The sequence below is a fragment of the Vibrio sp. 10N.261.55.F4 genome (assembly GCF_041470465.1).
Taxonomy (GTDB): domain Bacteria; phylum Pseudomonadota; class Gammaproteobacteria; order Enterobacterales; family Vibrionaceae; genus Vibrio; species Vibrio crassostreae_C.
The window spans coordinates 36,766-51,799 of sequence record NZ_JBFRMM010000006.1 but is presented as its reverse complement, the minus strand read 5'-3'; the positions used below and the strand labels follow the sequence as shown (position 1 = coordinate 51,799).

Sequence of the window (15,034 nt, the reverse complement as noted above, 5' to 3'; positions counted from 1 at the left end):
AGAAATAAATTACCTCTTTGTTAACGGTTAAAAATTAATTTCTAATATCTTTTCGTTACGAATAATAGAAACAACCAGTAATAACTCAGCTAAATAATAGCTTATTCACGCACCTCGATTAAGACAATAAAAATCACAACACTTAGTCCAATGAAGACCCAATAGATCGACCTAATGATTTAAATCAACAACTTTGCCACAGAGCTACATAGGGGTCATAGAACCAATACGGCTCTCTTAATCTTAATCGCAGCGTGACAAGCTGTCGTGTAGTAAGTGCCATCACCAGACACCTCAAGGATGCTTCGGTGTGTTTGTTTAAGTAAGTTCGGGAGTGCTTCTCCATCTGTAACCGTCGATAAACTTAGCTTAGCTGCAATAATTTCATGAGTGTTTGTCTAGACTACAATATGAAGCTTTCGCTAAACTCTACGCTTGCCATCCATCCCGTGTTTTTGACTTTCCATTCGTCTTCGCCATAAACCTTAAGGCCAGTTGCATCAATGGTTAGGTGTTGGTATCGCTCCTCTCGTTTTAGTCTTAAATGAGACCTCAACTTGCTTTGTTCGATAAATCCTTGCAGAGATCTCAGTGGCATAGAAAACACTCGTTTCACTAAAAGCGTTGTCGTGATGGCCAAATCACTGTACCGACGTGATCTCCAGCGCTTATTCGGTTTACTTCGCGCCCACCTGATTATCACCTCTTCATCACTCCAAAAAGTCAGAATCGAATGAAGCTATTTATATTGTTGTTATTTGTGTAAGAAAGATAACTGATTTTCATCCTAAACCGACATGAGTAAATTAAATAATTCACAGACACCAATTAAGTCCGTATAATTATAAATACAAAGTCAACATGGGAATTAATGGTATAATGAAAAGCCATATTATTGAAATTCGCCACTTTATTACAGTAGCTCAACTAGGTAGTTTTACGCTTGCGGCCCAAGCTCTCGGTATGACAGGCTCAGCCTTAAGTAAAAGCGTTCTTCGACTAGAGAAGCAACTGGGTACAAAACTACTGCATAGAACGACTCGACGCATCGCATTAACCAATGATGGAGATTCTTATTTTGCAGATTGCCTTAAGGCAATGACGATTTTAGAGGAAGCTGAAAAGCGATTAAACAACCAACAATTACTGCCTTCTGGACGTGTTCGTCTCGACTTACCAGCTGTTCTCGGTAGAAGAGCAATTTTGCCCAAGTTGCTAGAATTAACGTCCAAGTTCGAGCAATTAGATTTATCAATCACCTTTAATGACCGTCCTACTGATTTAGTCAGCGACGGGATTGATCTTGCGATTCGAGTTGGCCACTTAGAAAACTCAGGCGATATTGTTGCGCGTAAAATTGGGGAGCAAAAAAGGGTGATATGCGCTTCACCCTCTTATTTAGCTACTCGAGAGCGTATTACCAAAAAAGAGGATCTCGCCCAACACGATTGCATCGTCGGTTGGCCTATAGGACAAAGGCATAGTTGGTTATTAAAGAATAAAAAAGGTATGAATGAATCGTTTCATATTGATGCCCGCCATGAAATAGCCGATTGCGAAGGTATCTTACAGTCAGCTTTATCTGGCACGGGTTTAGCGCAATTACCTGTCTGGCTAGTTCAAGAGCATATTGAGAAAGGACATTTATCCCCGGTATTGGAAAATATCTCAGGTGAAAGTTCACCAATAAGTGTAATTTGGCTTAAGACACCTTATATTTTACCAAAAATTAGAGTCATCATAGATGAACTCGTGGCTTTAGCGAGCTCTCACCCAAATATTTTCAATGCTTCATTAGACGAATAAACCACTCATTTTTAGTAAGAATAGTTGTACAACGTTATATATTTCTCTATCAAGCCCACTTACTGGTAACCCAAATAAAGTGGGCTCCCAATAGTATCCATAACTATTATCTCTTAAAATCTTATTAGCTGTCGTTTGATAGAGAAGCTGCGATCATTTTTTAATATTAAACAGGATTTTTCAATACAGTAATTTAGAGCCCCACATTCAGGCCTCAATTTTTACGTGTGACAATTTAATAAATGGTTTTCTGTGCTGATAAGAGCTTGGTGGTATAGTCATGCTCTTGATAAATAAAGTTCACTTCATTCGAGCATTGCTATTTATTAATATAACGATAGCTATACTTTTATGCCTCCCTCTATCTTGACATAGAAGTCTGAACTCGCGCCCAATCTATTTTCTCTTCTCCAATTGGAACTGGGAAAGATCAAAGCCGTCAATTAAGCTTAAGAAGTAACAGTATTAAATGGTATTTCCTTTATTCTTGAACATCAATCACCGACATTATGGCAGGAGCCTTATTAATATCAACACTTGGACCTGCATTGGCAGTTACAATCATAGTCTCGCCTAAATATTATTTAGCTAAAGAGATTAGTGGAATGAGTAATAATAATCCCATATACTTGAGTAAGTAAGGCTTTAGCTTTATTTTCATATTTTTATCGTGATTAATTTATATTTTCAATCATTAATTATTCAGATTTTCGTGTAGTTCTCTAATCTCAGAAAACAAAGAGACTGTAGTTTCCATACTATCTTGGTTAGTCACTACTGATATTATATCGTTACAAAAATTGTATTTTGACATGATCACGCCGCCCCGATGTGTCGAAAGGTCGTTTTCGATCTTACTATTTGTATCAATTAGCCCCCAATCAGCATTTCGATGACGTTGAAAAATTACCCACAAGTTTGCCCCTATATTTCTATCTAACAAACCATTTATACCATTTGATATAATAACAGTCCCTAAATCAAAATTGGTGGCATTACAAAAATATTGTCCACTTCCCAAAATTAACCCCATAAAATAAAATGTCAAATTATCCGTTATCTCTAGCGCTTTTTAACCATAATTCAACCTCTTTATACAAACTATCAATTGAGTCACAAATAACTGATGACTCGGATGTAACCCCCCAAAACTCGTTACTAAACACACTAATTACTGTAATAAAATACTCAGCAGTAAATATAATATCAAATTTATCCAAAGGTGAATTTAACCCATCCTTATCTCTATTAAGAGTTAATATTTCCTTATCAAAATTTACCCCTAATGCGTATCTATGAAAAATGTCTTTCACACGATCATCACTAATAATTAATGCTAATCTTTTAGCCACACTAGAGTTAAGACCGAGCAAAGTATCATGTTTTTTGGTGCTCTTAACTAAGTTTATACGTTGCTCTTCTACACTTGAACCTCCGTATATTTCAATTTGCCATTTTTTAATCTTCGATATCTCGTCAAATACTGAACTTAGAATAATAGAACTAGATACATACTTCTTCGAAAGAAAAAGTACGTAAGCTGACTCTATCAGTTCACCAACGTAAAAGATTGCCAAATTATACTCTTTACGACTTAAATGCTTCATAACACTAGCCATTATTTCCTAATAATAAACGTTCCAAAAAGATCCCACTAATTAAAAATTTCATATAAAAAAGTCAAACATTTCTTAATGAAAGATTAAAATTATTTATTTCATTAATAGGCATTGGCTTCCCAAAGACAAAACCTTGGAAATTAACCACACCCAAATCTAATAAAAATTTTAGGACTTTTTCATCTTCGATCCCTTCAGCAACTGTTTCAATATTTAACTCTTTATGCGTAAACTCGACAAGCCACTTTAAAACTTTTCTTTTTTTTTCACATTTTAAAATATCATTGGTTAAAAATCTATCCAACTTAATTACATTAATATTCTCAATATTAATTATTCTTTCTAAGGATGTATAATCTCTTCCAAAATCATCAAGAGCTAACCTTATAAAGGGAAATTCTGAGGTCAGGAAATTCATAACTTTATTTACTTTAGAAAAATCGTTTACTCTTGAGCTCTCTAATAATTCAAGATCCAAACTAGCACAATTAAAACCATCAAAAATTTTGTTTTCTGAAATTTTAAAAAATTCAAAAAAGGAAGGGTGTACATTTACACTGATGTTTTTATTTGAGAAACAACTCTCTTTTTTTAGGCTATCTCTTAACAACCTAATAATGAATATATCAAACTCATAGTTATCTTTACACTTTTCAAGTATATCAAGGGGAACATTATAAACCCCATTTTTTTTACAGCGTAACAAAGCCTCATAGCCGTATATGGAGAAAGTACCGTCCTTCTTAGCAGCTACCTTAGGTTGATAAAAAAAGACCAAGTCATTCATTATGATGAATGCACCTCTAAAAAAATTATCATAGTTGTACTTACAATAACCTATTAACTTCTTTGATAGAACTTAAAGAAATACAATTCTCTTAGTCCTAACAAGACCTAATTAGAGTTCAAAACTTGATACATAAAAAATGAACGTTTGAAATATTAACTTGCAAAGCCATAAACAACCATTTTGACAACATCGAAAACACTCCACCAAGTAATAAGGTTCCTATTCTAACCAGAGAAGTGGCACAAAGCGTTAACAGCAAGGCTGGTTTATAGATAACGGTAAGTCGCTGATCTAGTCAAGCTGAAGAGAAATAGCAGCTACATTATCAAAGTTTTTCGGTGGCTTGCTGAACAAGATTATCGTCCATTGTGAGCCTAGCAATCGAGACTGCACTAAAAGCAATCCAAACATGATAACCAACGATAGTGAGATAAATTATGAATCGTAAAGTAATTAATTAGGTAAGCTTAGAAAATAAAGTTTCGATCAAAAGAATGCCACTCTCCTTTGATCGGGCCATGCCTCCCACATCTGCACTTATGGTGGTTATTTCCTCTAAAAGTAAGAACCACCGGCATAGACGGTGGTTTTAAAAGCCAACAAAAAACTGATGCTATCGTTATACGTTTGTTTAAAATAATCTTTAGAAATCATACTTTGTACAAATAATAATCGACTTCTCATAGAGCAACAATAATTCTTTAGATACCTTCAATTAACTCTTTAACTGCATGTGCTACGTCATCTTTCCGCATTAAGCTCTCCCCCACTAGAAAACTATTAAAACCTGATTTTCTTAGTCTCAGGCAATCGTCATTAGTAAAAATACCACTTTCACTAACTAACAATTTATTTTTGGGCGTCATTTTTGACAAATGCTCACTAACGTTGAGGTTCACCTCAAAAGTTCTGAGGTTACGGTTGTTTATCCCTAACAGAGGAGACTCTAACAATAATGCTCGCTCCATTTCTTCTTGATTGTGAACTTCAATTAGTACGTCCATCCCAAGTTCAATAGCCAAACCTTCGAAATCTTTAACTTGCGAGTCACTCAAAACGGACATTATTAACAATATACAATCGCTTCCCCAAGCTCTAGATTCATATATCTGATAATAATCAAATATAAAATCTTTTCGCAACACAGGTAACTTGCAGGCTTGGCGCGCATGAGCCAAATAATCTAAAGAGCCTTGAAAACTTGGCGTGTCCGTCAGAACTGATAAGCAAGCAGCACCACCTACTTCGTAACCATCTGCTAATGTTGCCGGATTAAAATCTGACCGAATCAACCCTTTAGACGGACTGGCTTTTTTTATTTCTGCAATTAGACCAAACTTTCCTTGTTGTTCTTTGTTCATTAATGCTTTGACGAACCCACGCGTTGGTGGCTGGTCAAGAGCTATTTCCCTAACCTCTTTTTCTGGACGCGTTAATTTCGCGACCTTAATTTCTTCAAGCTTATAATTTTCTATCTTTTTAAGTATATCCATAATAACGTTTCCTTAATATAATCCATAGTAGTTTCCATATAAAAACCATTTTAACATAAAATCAAATCATCATTAGTTGTCATATGTACCGTAAGATGCTAATAAATATCAATTTAATAAAATAAAAAATAATCAACCAATCCTATTCTACCAATTGTGAATAAAGTTTAGAGTTATATTTACAAAATTTCTAATTATTCTTAATTCTATTCAGTAAGTTGGAGGGGGGGCATAAACAGTGGACCGAACCCTACCATATCAGTTAAATCAGACTCTATTGCTATTCTGGCCTGTTCGGAATGATATCGACCAGTAGAAATTATTATTCCTTTATATAAATCTCGAATAGCTATTTTAAACTCTATAGGGATTGCTGGGTCATCACCCGAATCAAATTCATCTATATGAATATAGACAACTCGCGATTTATTGAGAGATTTAACTGCTGATATATAAGTTTTTGCTGTATTTTTATCGACAGCTCCGTTTAGAGGTGCAAATGGAGCCAAGCGACCCCCTACACGGTCTTTTCCTATAGCACTAATAAGAGTATCAACAACCACATTCAAAAAAGCAGGCGATTCTCTGTAAAACCTTCATACTCATAAACGAAGGTATTGCCCTCTGATTCTATGAATTGATGAGCGAAATAGCCATTTTCTACATGTAGTTCGACACCATCAAAGCCAGACGTCATAGCAGTCAAAGCAACTTGTCGATACTTTTCAGCGATGTCGAAAATACTGTTTGTAGTTTCTTTTGGTATTGCTGCCCCGACAAACTCCTGATTACGATTTTTAGTATCAACAAAAACCTTAACACTATCTTTTTTGACTACGGAAGAAGTAATAGATTGTCCACCATCGATATTTTCGGGGTGACCACCGTACCATAATTGAGCGAAAATCACGCCACCACTTTTGTGAACTGAATCAGTGATTTTTTTCCATTCCATAATCTGTTCTTGAGTATCGAGAGCAGAAGGCAACGAATACTCTTGTTCTTTCGGATAAAACAGATTTCCCACAGCGATTCTCAATCCCGCAGATGAACGTCGAGAATAATATGTTGCCATCATATCGTTAACGAAGTTTCCGGATTTAGTGGCTTCAGAAAATGCTACAGGTGGCATAACGATACGATTTTTTAAAACAATTGAACCTAAATTAATAGGATGCAATAACACATCAACCATATCAATCCTTTCTTTTAATATCAAAAATTTAAATGCCTATTATTAAATTGACATAAAAAATAATTTTAAATGTACCATTTATATTCCAAGATAATTATAAATTATTTCATAATTATAGTATAAACACAAAGTCCCACCGAGACTCAATCAAAGTATTGAAAACCAGATAAAACCGGGTTAGCTTAACATGGACTTTTATAACTTACATAAACATATAAATATAAATATAGATAAATTGATAAAATCAATATTTCCCGACATCAAAAATATAGTTTAACTGAAATTTTTCTAAACAAGAAAAATAGCAGGGGAAAAGATTTAACATCATTATTTTTATAAATTGATAATCTTAATATTAACTGAAAGTAAATACCTGATTTTATAGTTTATTTGTTAAAATTTTTAGTAGTGGTTCTCACCAAGTCCACAACTGAGCATGTATTTCCACCTACTGTATTCTCAACCATTTTTAAATGATTTCAACATAATGGAGTATCTTCATGAAAACTAACAAGCAGATGTCTTTAACCGGCCGTGTAATATCAGGGATGGTTATAGGCGTCTTGACAGGATTTATAATTCGCACATTTTTTTCCTATAACGAGTTTATTGATTCCTATATTGTAAATGGACTATTCGAAGTCGGGGGGCAAATCTTCGTTGCTAGTTTAAAAATGTTAGTTGTACCACTAGTATTTGTTTCACTCGTTTGTGGTACTAGTTCCTTAAAAGACATATCTACATTAGGAAGAATGGGAGGGAAAACCTTAGTTTTCTATGTAGCAACAACTGCTATCGCGATTACACTCGCACTTACAATGGGCGTATTGTTTGAACCGGGATCCGGTGCCGATCTCACAGCTGCTAGTTCATTTAAATCGGTAGAAGCGCCGTCTTTAGGCCAAGTGATCATCGACATGTTTCCAACTAACCCAATAAGCGCCATGGCTGAGGGTAATACACTGCAAGTTATCGTATTTGCAGTCCTGTTTGGCATAGCCATTAGCATTTCAGGCCAACCTGGCAAACAAATTGCTGAATTATTTTCCAACTTAAATGAAGTAATAATGAAGTTGGTTGCTTTACTGATGAATCTAGCGCCATATGGTGTATTTTTCTTGATGGCAAAACTGTTCAGTGGCTTGGGTATTGGCGCAATACTCAATCTTGCTGAATACTTTTTAGTTCTAGCCGGAACCTTAATTTTACATGGTCTTGTAACGTATGGCTTAATGTTAAAAGGCTTTACAGGTTTGAATCCTGTTTTGTTTCTGCGAAAAATGGAAGATGCGATCATGTTTGCTTTTTCGACAGCATCATCTAATGCCACTATTCCGGTAACAATGGAAACTGCAAAACACCGCATGGGCGTAGCAAACCGAGTATCTTCCTTTACAATACCTTTAGGTGCAACTGTAAATATGGACGGTACTGCAATAATGCAGGGCGTTGCTACTGCATTTATAGCTCAAGCGTTTAATATTGATTTAACAATGGGCGATTATCTAATGGTAATCATGACTGCTACACTAGCATCTATTGGTACAGCCGGCGTTCCTGGTGTTGGGTTGGTCATGTTAGCAATGGTATTAAATCAAGTAGGTTTACCTTTAGAAGGAATAGCGCTAATTATGGGCGTTGACCGCCTTCTGGATATGATTCGTACAGCGGTAAATATTACAGGCGACAGCGCAGTAACAATTATTGTCGCAAAATCTGAAGGAGCATTAGACGAAGCTCGTTTCAATGATCCAACGGCAGGTTTAACTGAACACCCAATACGAAATAACTCCTAAATCATTCCTCGTTCTATTTCCAAAAAAAAAGCCTGGTAATAATATCAGGCTTCTAAAAACTAAGTTTAAATTCAATCTATATAAACGAGTGCATCCTATAAAATAAAACATAACTTCAAACCAATGAAAAATTACATGTTTCATACATAATATAAAAGCCTCTAATATATAGAAGGTCGAGTTTGATATGAATAATAAAAAAAATAAAGCTTCGTGATCATAAAAGAGAAATTAGTATTTTCAGGACCAGAATAATTGTTGTATATTCTGGAATAATCTTTCTCACTTTAATCTTAATTGGGAATTTATACAGGCTCCAAGTGATAAATTTTGAACGTTATAAAGCATTAGCTGATGGTAACAGAATAAAATTACTTCCTATTGCTCCTACACGTGGATTAATATATGATCGAAACGGTTCTTTACTTGCCGAAAATAAGATCACATATACTTTGACATTGATTCCAGAGCAAACAGTTGATGTAGAATTGATGCTACAAAGGCTTAGCAAATTCATAGTCCTAGATACAAAAAAAATCAATAACTTCAAACACCGCTTAAACAACAAACGTTCCTTTGAATCGGTGACGCTCTTAGAAAACATGAATGAAACAGAGGTCGCGAAGTTTTCGGTTCGTAAATATCAATTTCCCGGTTTATCTATCGAAGCCAGAAAAAAACGCTTTTATCCTCATGGTGAAGTCCTTACTCATGTGTTAGGTTATGTGGGAAGGATTAACAATAACGAATTGATAAAACTGGATAAAAAAGGTGTAGTGGCTAACTATCAAGCAACTAAAGTGATTGGGAAACTTGGTGTCGAACTATATTATGAACATTTACTTCACGGTAAAAAAGGGTACAGAGAAGTAGAAGTCACGAGCCAAGGCCGCATCGTTAGAACAATTAAATACATACCGGCATTACCAGGTAAAGATATCGTTCTAAACATCGACTTGGAACTACAAAATTACTTATTTCATCAACTAGCTCCGCATACAGGTAGTGCCATCCTACTAGACTCAAAAGACAACAGCGTATTAGCGATGGCATCAGCTCCTAGCTATGACCCAAATCTTTTTGTCGATGGGATATCTAATAAAAACTACCAAAAATTATTAGATGACCCTGCCCGTCCATTGATTAACCGAGCTACATTAGGCGTTTACCCTCCAGCTTCAACAATAAAACCTTTTATGGCCATCGCTGGTTTGCAAGAACGTGTAATTTCTAACAACACGATTCGCGATAATCATGGTAAATGGAAAATCCCGGGATCTGCACCAAACTCGAAAGTGTGGCGAGACTGGAACAGGTGGGGGCACGGTCCAGTAAACGTTACCGAAGCTATAGAAGAATCAGTCAATTCATTCTTTTACCAAACAGCATTTGATTTAGGTATAGACCGAATATCTTCTTGGATGAAACGGTTTGGTTTTGGTGAACCGACAGGAATCGACCTTTATGAAGAAAGTACCGCTAACCTCCCGACTCGAGAATGGAAACTGGATCGTTATCGTATCCCATGGTATCAAGGAGACACTATTCCAGTAGGAATTGGTCAAGGTTACTGGACCTCCACTCCTCTTCAGCTTGCGAAAGCTACATCCATCTTGGTTAATCGTGGCCAGGTTACAGCTCCACATTTACTTAAAGCAACGTTAAACCATGGAGAAAGTTTTAGTACACAAAAGATAATTGTACAGGCACCGATAAGAGTCATGAAGGAAGTGTCAAATAAAGTTTGGGATATTCCACTTAACGCAATGCGTCTGGTAAACCATGGTAGCCGTGGTAGCGCTAGAAATGCTTTCAAGCATGTAGAATATATAAGTGGTGGTAAATCCGGAACTGCACAAGTCTTCAATCTTGCGAAAGGCCAGGTTTATAACTCTAAAAAACTTGCGAGGAGCTTACATGACCAAGCGCTATATACTGCATTTGCACCGTACGAGTACCCACAGTATATCGCAACGGTCGTAATTGAAAATGGTAATGGCGGCTCTAAAGTAGGTGCGCCTTACATAAGAAAGTTATTAGATTTCGCTTTCGACAATCAGAAGAATGACGTTCAATAGATAGTGATAGTGATAAGTTGTTAATCGTCTATAGCTGTAGAAATAACGAAAAGCTATTTACTATCTTTCAATATGTATCGATGTTACTTTCTCTTAGTACGAACGTTCCTCCACCGATAAGCAGGGTGGAACAACAAATATTTGAGCTTTTTGTACCGACAAGTGTAAATACCCCCTTAGCAGAAATCTGATTTTAGTAGTTAGGGGGCTACATGAATTAGGGCATTAGTTTTTATGACAAAAATAATAGCCCGTATTCAAGTCCTAAGTGCGACACTTCGCCATTTAAGCAGCCATGCAAATTTCTTTGAATATAACCGCAAGTTGCTTAAAACCCAAACACTTCTCCGGCCTATAGTTAATCCTCGCTATAGCAAACAAGATAACATCATCGCCAACTTCTCTTATGTTTTTCCCTTTCGGAACATACTGACAAAGGAGTCCATTTGTATTTTCATTGGATCCACGCTCCAATGAACCGCATAGATGAGCAAAGTTAAATTCAGCGTCTAATGCTGTTGCTATCTCTTTGTGGTTCGCAAACTCACTACCGTTATCGGCGGTCAGGCAAGAACCTATTCTTGTTATCATGCACATTATTATTCTTAAACACTCAACCGCGATAATGTAAATTCTGAAAATTAAAAATCTATCGAGTGAAACGTTATTGCCCATGTCAATCAAACAACTCTAGAAAAAACTCGACATACTTCGATTATTATAAACGATACAAATATACTTACACCTACTGCGGCAGAAGAAACATCTTTGATTCGACCTATTTTAATATTTTGATTTAATTCAACAAAGTCACATAGTGCTTCTATGGCGGTATTAAACATTTCTGATACTGGACTAATACGGTCGCAATGAATACCAAACTAAAATCTAACCATTGACTGAAATAGAAAAACCCTATCATCAATATGATAAAAAGTGCTAATTTGTAAGCGACGGAAAAATCCATAAGGACAGCAAGACACCTCTAAGTTCTCTCCTAATTTTTCGAATCGGTTTAAACCTAGAGCCCCCTTATCTAATCTCATATATTCCCTTAAATAAGTTAAATAGATAATAAACCAGCCACTAATTCAAATATTATTGTTTGATATCAATTAGTTCACCTATTTCGAATTTTTATTATGAAACCAATCATCAAACAGCTTCGGTTAGTCGTTGAGTAACCAGGTACTATACCCAATCAACTTGAAGATGCTGGCTTGAACACCTGAAAATTATCATTTATTCGAGACGTCAAAGAGCTTGCGATCTCTGGAAGAGTCACGGTGCAAAATTCTCGATTGCTTCTCTGAATTCCCGTTTAGTTTTTAAATAAACGTTGTTCCTTGAATATTCGTTCATCACCTTCCAAAGCCGCTCGATTGGATTTAGATTTGGACTATAAGGTGGAAGGTAGTGAAGCTTAATATTCAAGACAAAAGCAGCATTTCTGACTAAATCACTACGATGGTACCCCGCACCATCTAAGATAATGTGGAGCTTGTGTTCCAATGGATAACGTTCTCTAATTTGGCAGAAAAATCGAACGATGCTTTCACTGTTTATGGTCTCGTAATCATTAATAATAGTGCCGCCAATGTCGTTAAGATTCAAAGCACCAATGAGGTTGAGACGACTTCGACTTCCCGTTGTTTCAACGGCTTTATCATGCCCTGTTCGTATCCAACCATGTGATATTTTGGTTGCTTGAGTAGGATGGACGGCATCAATGAATAAAATCGATTCATCTTTACTACAGCTTGCTTTGAGCGCTTCATAAGCCTCAATAAAAGCTTTCTGTTTGGTTTCATCGAATTTATGAGGTACGCCTTTGGGCATCTTGTAGCTGAAACCATTTTGGTGAAGCCACTTGTTCATCCCTGCAACACTATATTGCACTCGATAAACTGTGAAAACATGAGCAACAATCTCACGCGTATGATGATAGATGTGCACGGTTAGGTGTGTGATTAAACTTTGGGTTTGCTGCTGAGATAGGTAGTTTTTTGAGCCACCGTTTTCAGGCTTGAGCTTGTTCGATAGCGAGTAATCTTTGAGATGCTGTCTAACCGTTGTTTCATGGATAAGTAGTGCATCGGCAATTTCTTCAGGACTCCACCCGTTACTGGCATGAATAACAGCTTTGATACGGTCGCGAACTCGATCATCACGAGTTGTATCATGTTGGTTAATCAGCGTAAGCTTTTGTTCATTGGATAGAGTTATTTTCATGTCACCTAGCATGATCCTCATTTTGGCTAAAATCAAGCATCTTCAATGATCACGGGTATAGATCTTATTAACTCGTACCCAAATTTTACTAATCTAGTTTACCTAAACCTTTTAATCCCATCTAATACGAGTGCGAACAGTGATAACGTAATCAACAAATAAGTTGGTATTTCTTGTACTGTAATAGCGTCACCAATCAATAACCCAACAACAAAAATAAAAGCAGGCTCAACGTAACCAAGCAACCCAAAGACAGAAACTGACAATTTAGAGTAAGCGTACAGATAGCAAAGCATAGGTATTACAGATACGATACCTAAGCCAGCATAATATGCATAATTACCGACAGAAAGAGATAAAGAAAAGTCTAATGGATAGAGCAAGAAAAAACCGAACAAAGCCAATGGCATAAGGAATAGGTGATCTACAGCCAATCCAATATCGGTAGCTAATGGTATTGTTTTTCGGTGCATAAAATAAGCTGGGTAACCCAAAGCTATCACTAGTACCACCCAAGAGATTCCGTCGGATAAAGCATACGTATAAAGCGTACCCGACAGTGCGAGATAACACGCTAGCTTTTGATAAAAAGACAACGTTTCTCGATATACCAATCGACCAATTAAAACCATTACGATTGGCATCGTAAAATAGCCTAATGCAAGAGACAAAGTCTCTCCATTCACAGGCGCCCAAACAAACAACCAGTATTGCGGTGCAACCAAAAGTGCTGAAACACAGTATTTGGGCCACATTTTCCACACCTTTAAAGCTTGCAGTAGTAGGTGAGTTCTTTTGGAGATAAATAATAATAAGCAGAGTAACATTGTACTCCACAGTATACGCTGCACTGCTAACCAATGGCTTTCCCCCCCTGTAATCTCACTTGGGGGCAGTGGTGGTTGAAACTGGACATATACAGGTATGAATGCAAACAAAAATGAACAAAGAATAGATGCTATAATACCTTTGGTTTCTGCTGGCAAGGTTTTAATGTGGCACTTTAATGAAAAATAGAAACACGTCATGATTAATATGGCCTTTTTTACGGCGCTGCGTTCAAGAAAATACTAGTTTTTTAATTTATTGTTTTATTGGATCGTTATCAATCGAACGAACTAAAACATTAAAAATAAGTGCCACTTAGAAAATCTAAATAGTCCACGCATGCCAATTCATCTTAATTAAATTAATAAATGAGTGACTGACTGATTCTCACCCATTAAATCTATAGGTATATAAACCATTCACGCAATGCATTGCAAATAAAAAACCAACCTGGCTTATATTTTTTAATACCTTATTTAAATTAGCAATTTTTATTAAAACCAGTTTAAAATATCAACACAGAGTTATAAGAAAAATTTTCATTACAAATTTGTCTAGATATTTTTTCGGTTACCACTTTCATTCTCACTCCCATAAAATCATTACTAGTACCCTTACTACCATTTATCTTTTATTTCAAAGAATTGTTTAAAGAGCAGGCATCATAGTTCAAATCTAACCGTCAATTAAGACCACATAGAAATAAACACACAGTCCCCGCAGGACTTAATCATTAATAACAAAGTCAGACAAGTACACCCAACCTAAGCACCTGTTTTATATTGATTTGTTATATTTTAAACTGAAGTACCCTGGTAGAGAAGTGGTACAAAAAAATTAGATAGTATTTTAATTTTACATAAAAACCGCCTTGCCAAATGGGAGGAAATATGACACATTCCTCAAAGAAAACGGTATATACCATTACAATTCAGCTCCCAATTTTATTACGTAGCGAGATGACTTAACATCATGAAAAATGTTTAAAAAATATCAAACAATAGAAATATCTTTTACATTATACAAAGTAATCAGAGCTCACAATAGATTATCTAGAACAGAAGTTACACTTCCAACTAACAAGAAAAAATGATTAATGATGACTGAAAAAGGTGACGCCTTAAAGTTGAATATTTTTCCTGGTTTTAACTTTAAATTAAGTGAATGATTTATAAAAAGACACTTTTATTTTTTAAC

Annotated in this window: 10 protein-coding genes and 3 pseudogenes; 3 read left to right on the top strand and 10 right to left on the bottom strand. The window is 35.9% G+C overall.

What is annotated here, in order from left to right:
- Positions 1-218: 218 nt before the first annotated feature.
- Positions 219-727: pseudogene (locus tag AB4249_RS05300) on the bottom strand (transposase); the annotation flags it as partial.
- A gap of 152 nt (positions 728-879) precedes the next feature.
- Between AB4249_RS05300 and AB4249_RS05295 the strand changes: the two are divergent.
- A complete protein-coding gene (locus AB4249_RS05295) occupies positions 880-1,806 on the top strand; it encodes a LysR family transcriptional regulator (RefSeq protein WP_228761174.1) in 927 nt (308 codons plus the stop codon).
- 694 nt (positions 1,807-2,500) lie between these two features.
- On the opposite strand, the gene AB4249_RS05290 is transcribed toward AB4249_RS05295, so the two are convergent.
- From AB4249_RS05290 to AB4249_RS05270, 5 genes and pseudogenes are all read right to left on the bottom strand, one after another.
- Complete coding sequence (locus AB4249_RS05290; protein ID WP_229647823.1) at positions 2,501-2,827, bottom strand: hypothetical protein; 327 nt, start codon at positions 2,825-2,827, stop codon at positions 2,501-2,503.
- 28 nt (positions 2,828-2,855) lie between these two features.
- On the bottom strand, positions 2,856-3,425 hold the full coding sequence (locus tag AB4249_RS05285; RefSeq protein ID WP_229647824.1) for an AbiV family abortive infection protein: 570 nt from the start codon (positions 3,423-3,425) through the stop codon (positions 2,856-2,858).
- A 61-nt stretch (positions 3,426-3,486) separates the two neighbouring features.
- Positions 3,487-4,212, bottom strand: a complete 726-nt coding sequence (locus AB4249_RS05280) for an EAL domain-containing protein (protein ID WP_086714120.1) — start codon at positions 4,210-4,212, stop codon at positions 3,487-3,489.
- 704 nt (positions 4,213-4,916) lie between these two features.
- Positions 4,917-5,708, bottom strand: a complete 792-nt coding sequence (gene trpC, locus AB4249_RS05275; protein WP_086714121.1) for an indole-3-glycerol phosphate synthase TrpC — start codon at positions 5,706-5,708, stop codon at positions 4,917-4,919.
- 206 nt (positions 5,709-5,914) lie between these two features.
- Positions 5,915-6,840 (bottom strand): annotated as a pseudogene (locus tag AB4249_RS05270) (alkene reductase).
- 563 nt (positions 6,841-7,403) lie between these two features.
- Here AB4249_RS05270 and AB4249_RS05265 point away from each other — a divergent pair.
- Together AB4249_RS05265 and mrdA are read left to right on the top strand one after the other, a co-directional pair.
- A complete protein-coding gene (locus AB4249_RS05265) occupies positions 7,404-8,699 on the top strand; it encodes a dicarboxylate/amino acid:cation symporter (RefSeq protein ID WP_086714200.1) in 1,296 nt (431 codons plus the stop codon).
- 191 nt (positions 8,700-8,890) lie between these two features.
- A complete protein-coding gene (gene mrdA / locus AB4249_RS05260; RefSeq protein ID WP_102333503.1) occupies positions 8,891-10,777 on the top strand; it encodes a penicillin-binding protein 2 in 1,887 nt (628 codons plus the stop codon).
- 285 nt (positions 10,778-11,062) lie between these two features.
- On the opposite strand, the gene AB4249_RS05255 is transcribed toward mrdA, so the two are convergent.
- The 4 genes and pseudogenes from AB4249_RS05255 to rarD all read right to left on the bottom strand — a co-directional run bounded on the left by AB4249_RS05255 (position 11,063) and on the right by rarD (position 14,037).
- On the bottom strand, positions 11,063-11,452 hold the full coding sequence (locus AB4249_RS05255; protein WP_267868993.1) for an IS30 family transposase: 390 nt from the start codon (positions 11,450-11,452) through the stop codon (positions 11,063-11,065).
- A gap of 5 nt (positions 11,453-11,457) precedes the next feature.
- The gene (locus tag AB4249_RS05250) at positions 11,458-11,619 is read right to left on the bottom strand and encodes a diacylglycerol kinase (RefSeq protein ID WP_102333505.1); all 162 of its coding nucleotides are present in this window, start codon (positions 11,617-11,619) and stop codon (positions 11,458-11,460) included.
- A 359-nt stretch (positions 11,620-11,978) separates the two neighbouring features.
- Positions 11,979-13,009, bottom strand: a pseudogene (locus tag AB4249_RS05245) (IS630 family transposase).
- 98 nt (positions 13,010-13,107) lie between these two features.
- On the bottom strand, positions 13,108-14,037 hold the full coding sequence (rarD, locus tag AB4249_RS05240; RefSeq protein WP_086714197.1) for an EamA family transporter RarD: 930 nt from the start codon (positions 14,035-14,037) through the stop codon (positions 13,108-13,110).
- Positions 14,038-15,034 lie beyond the last annotated feature (997 nt).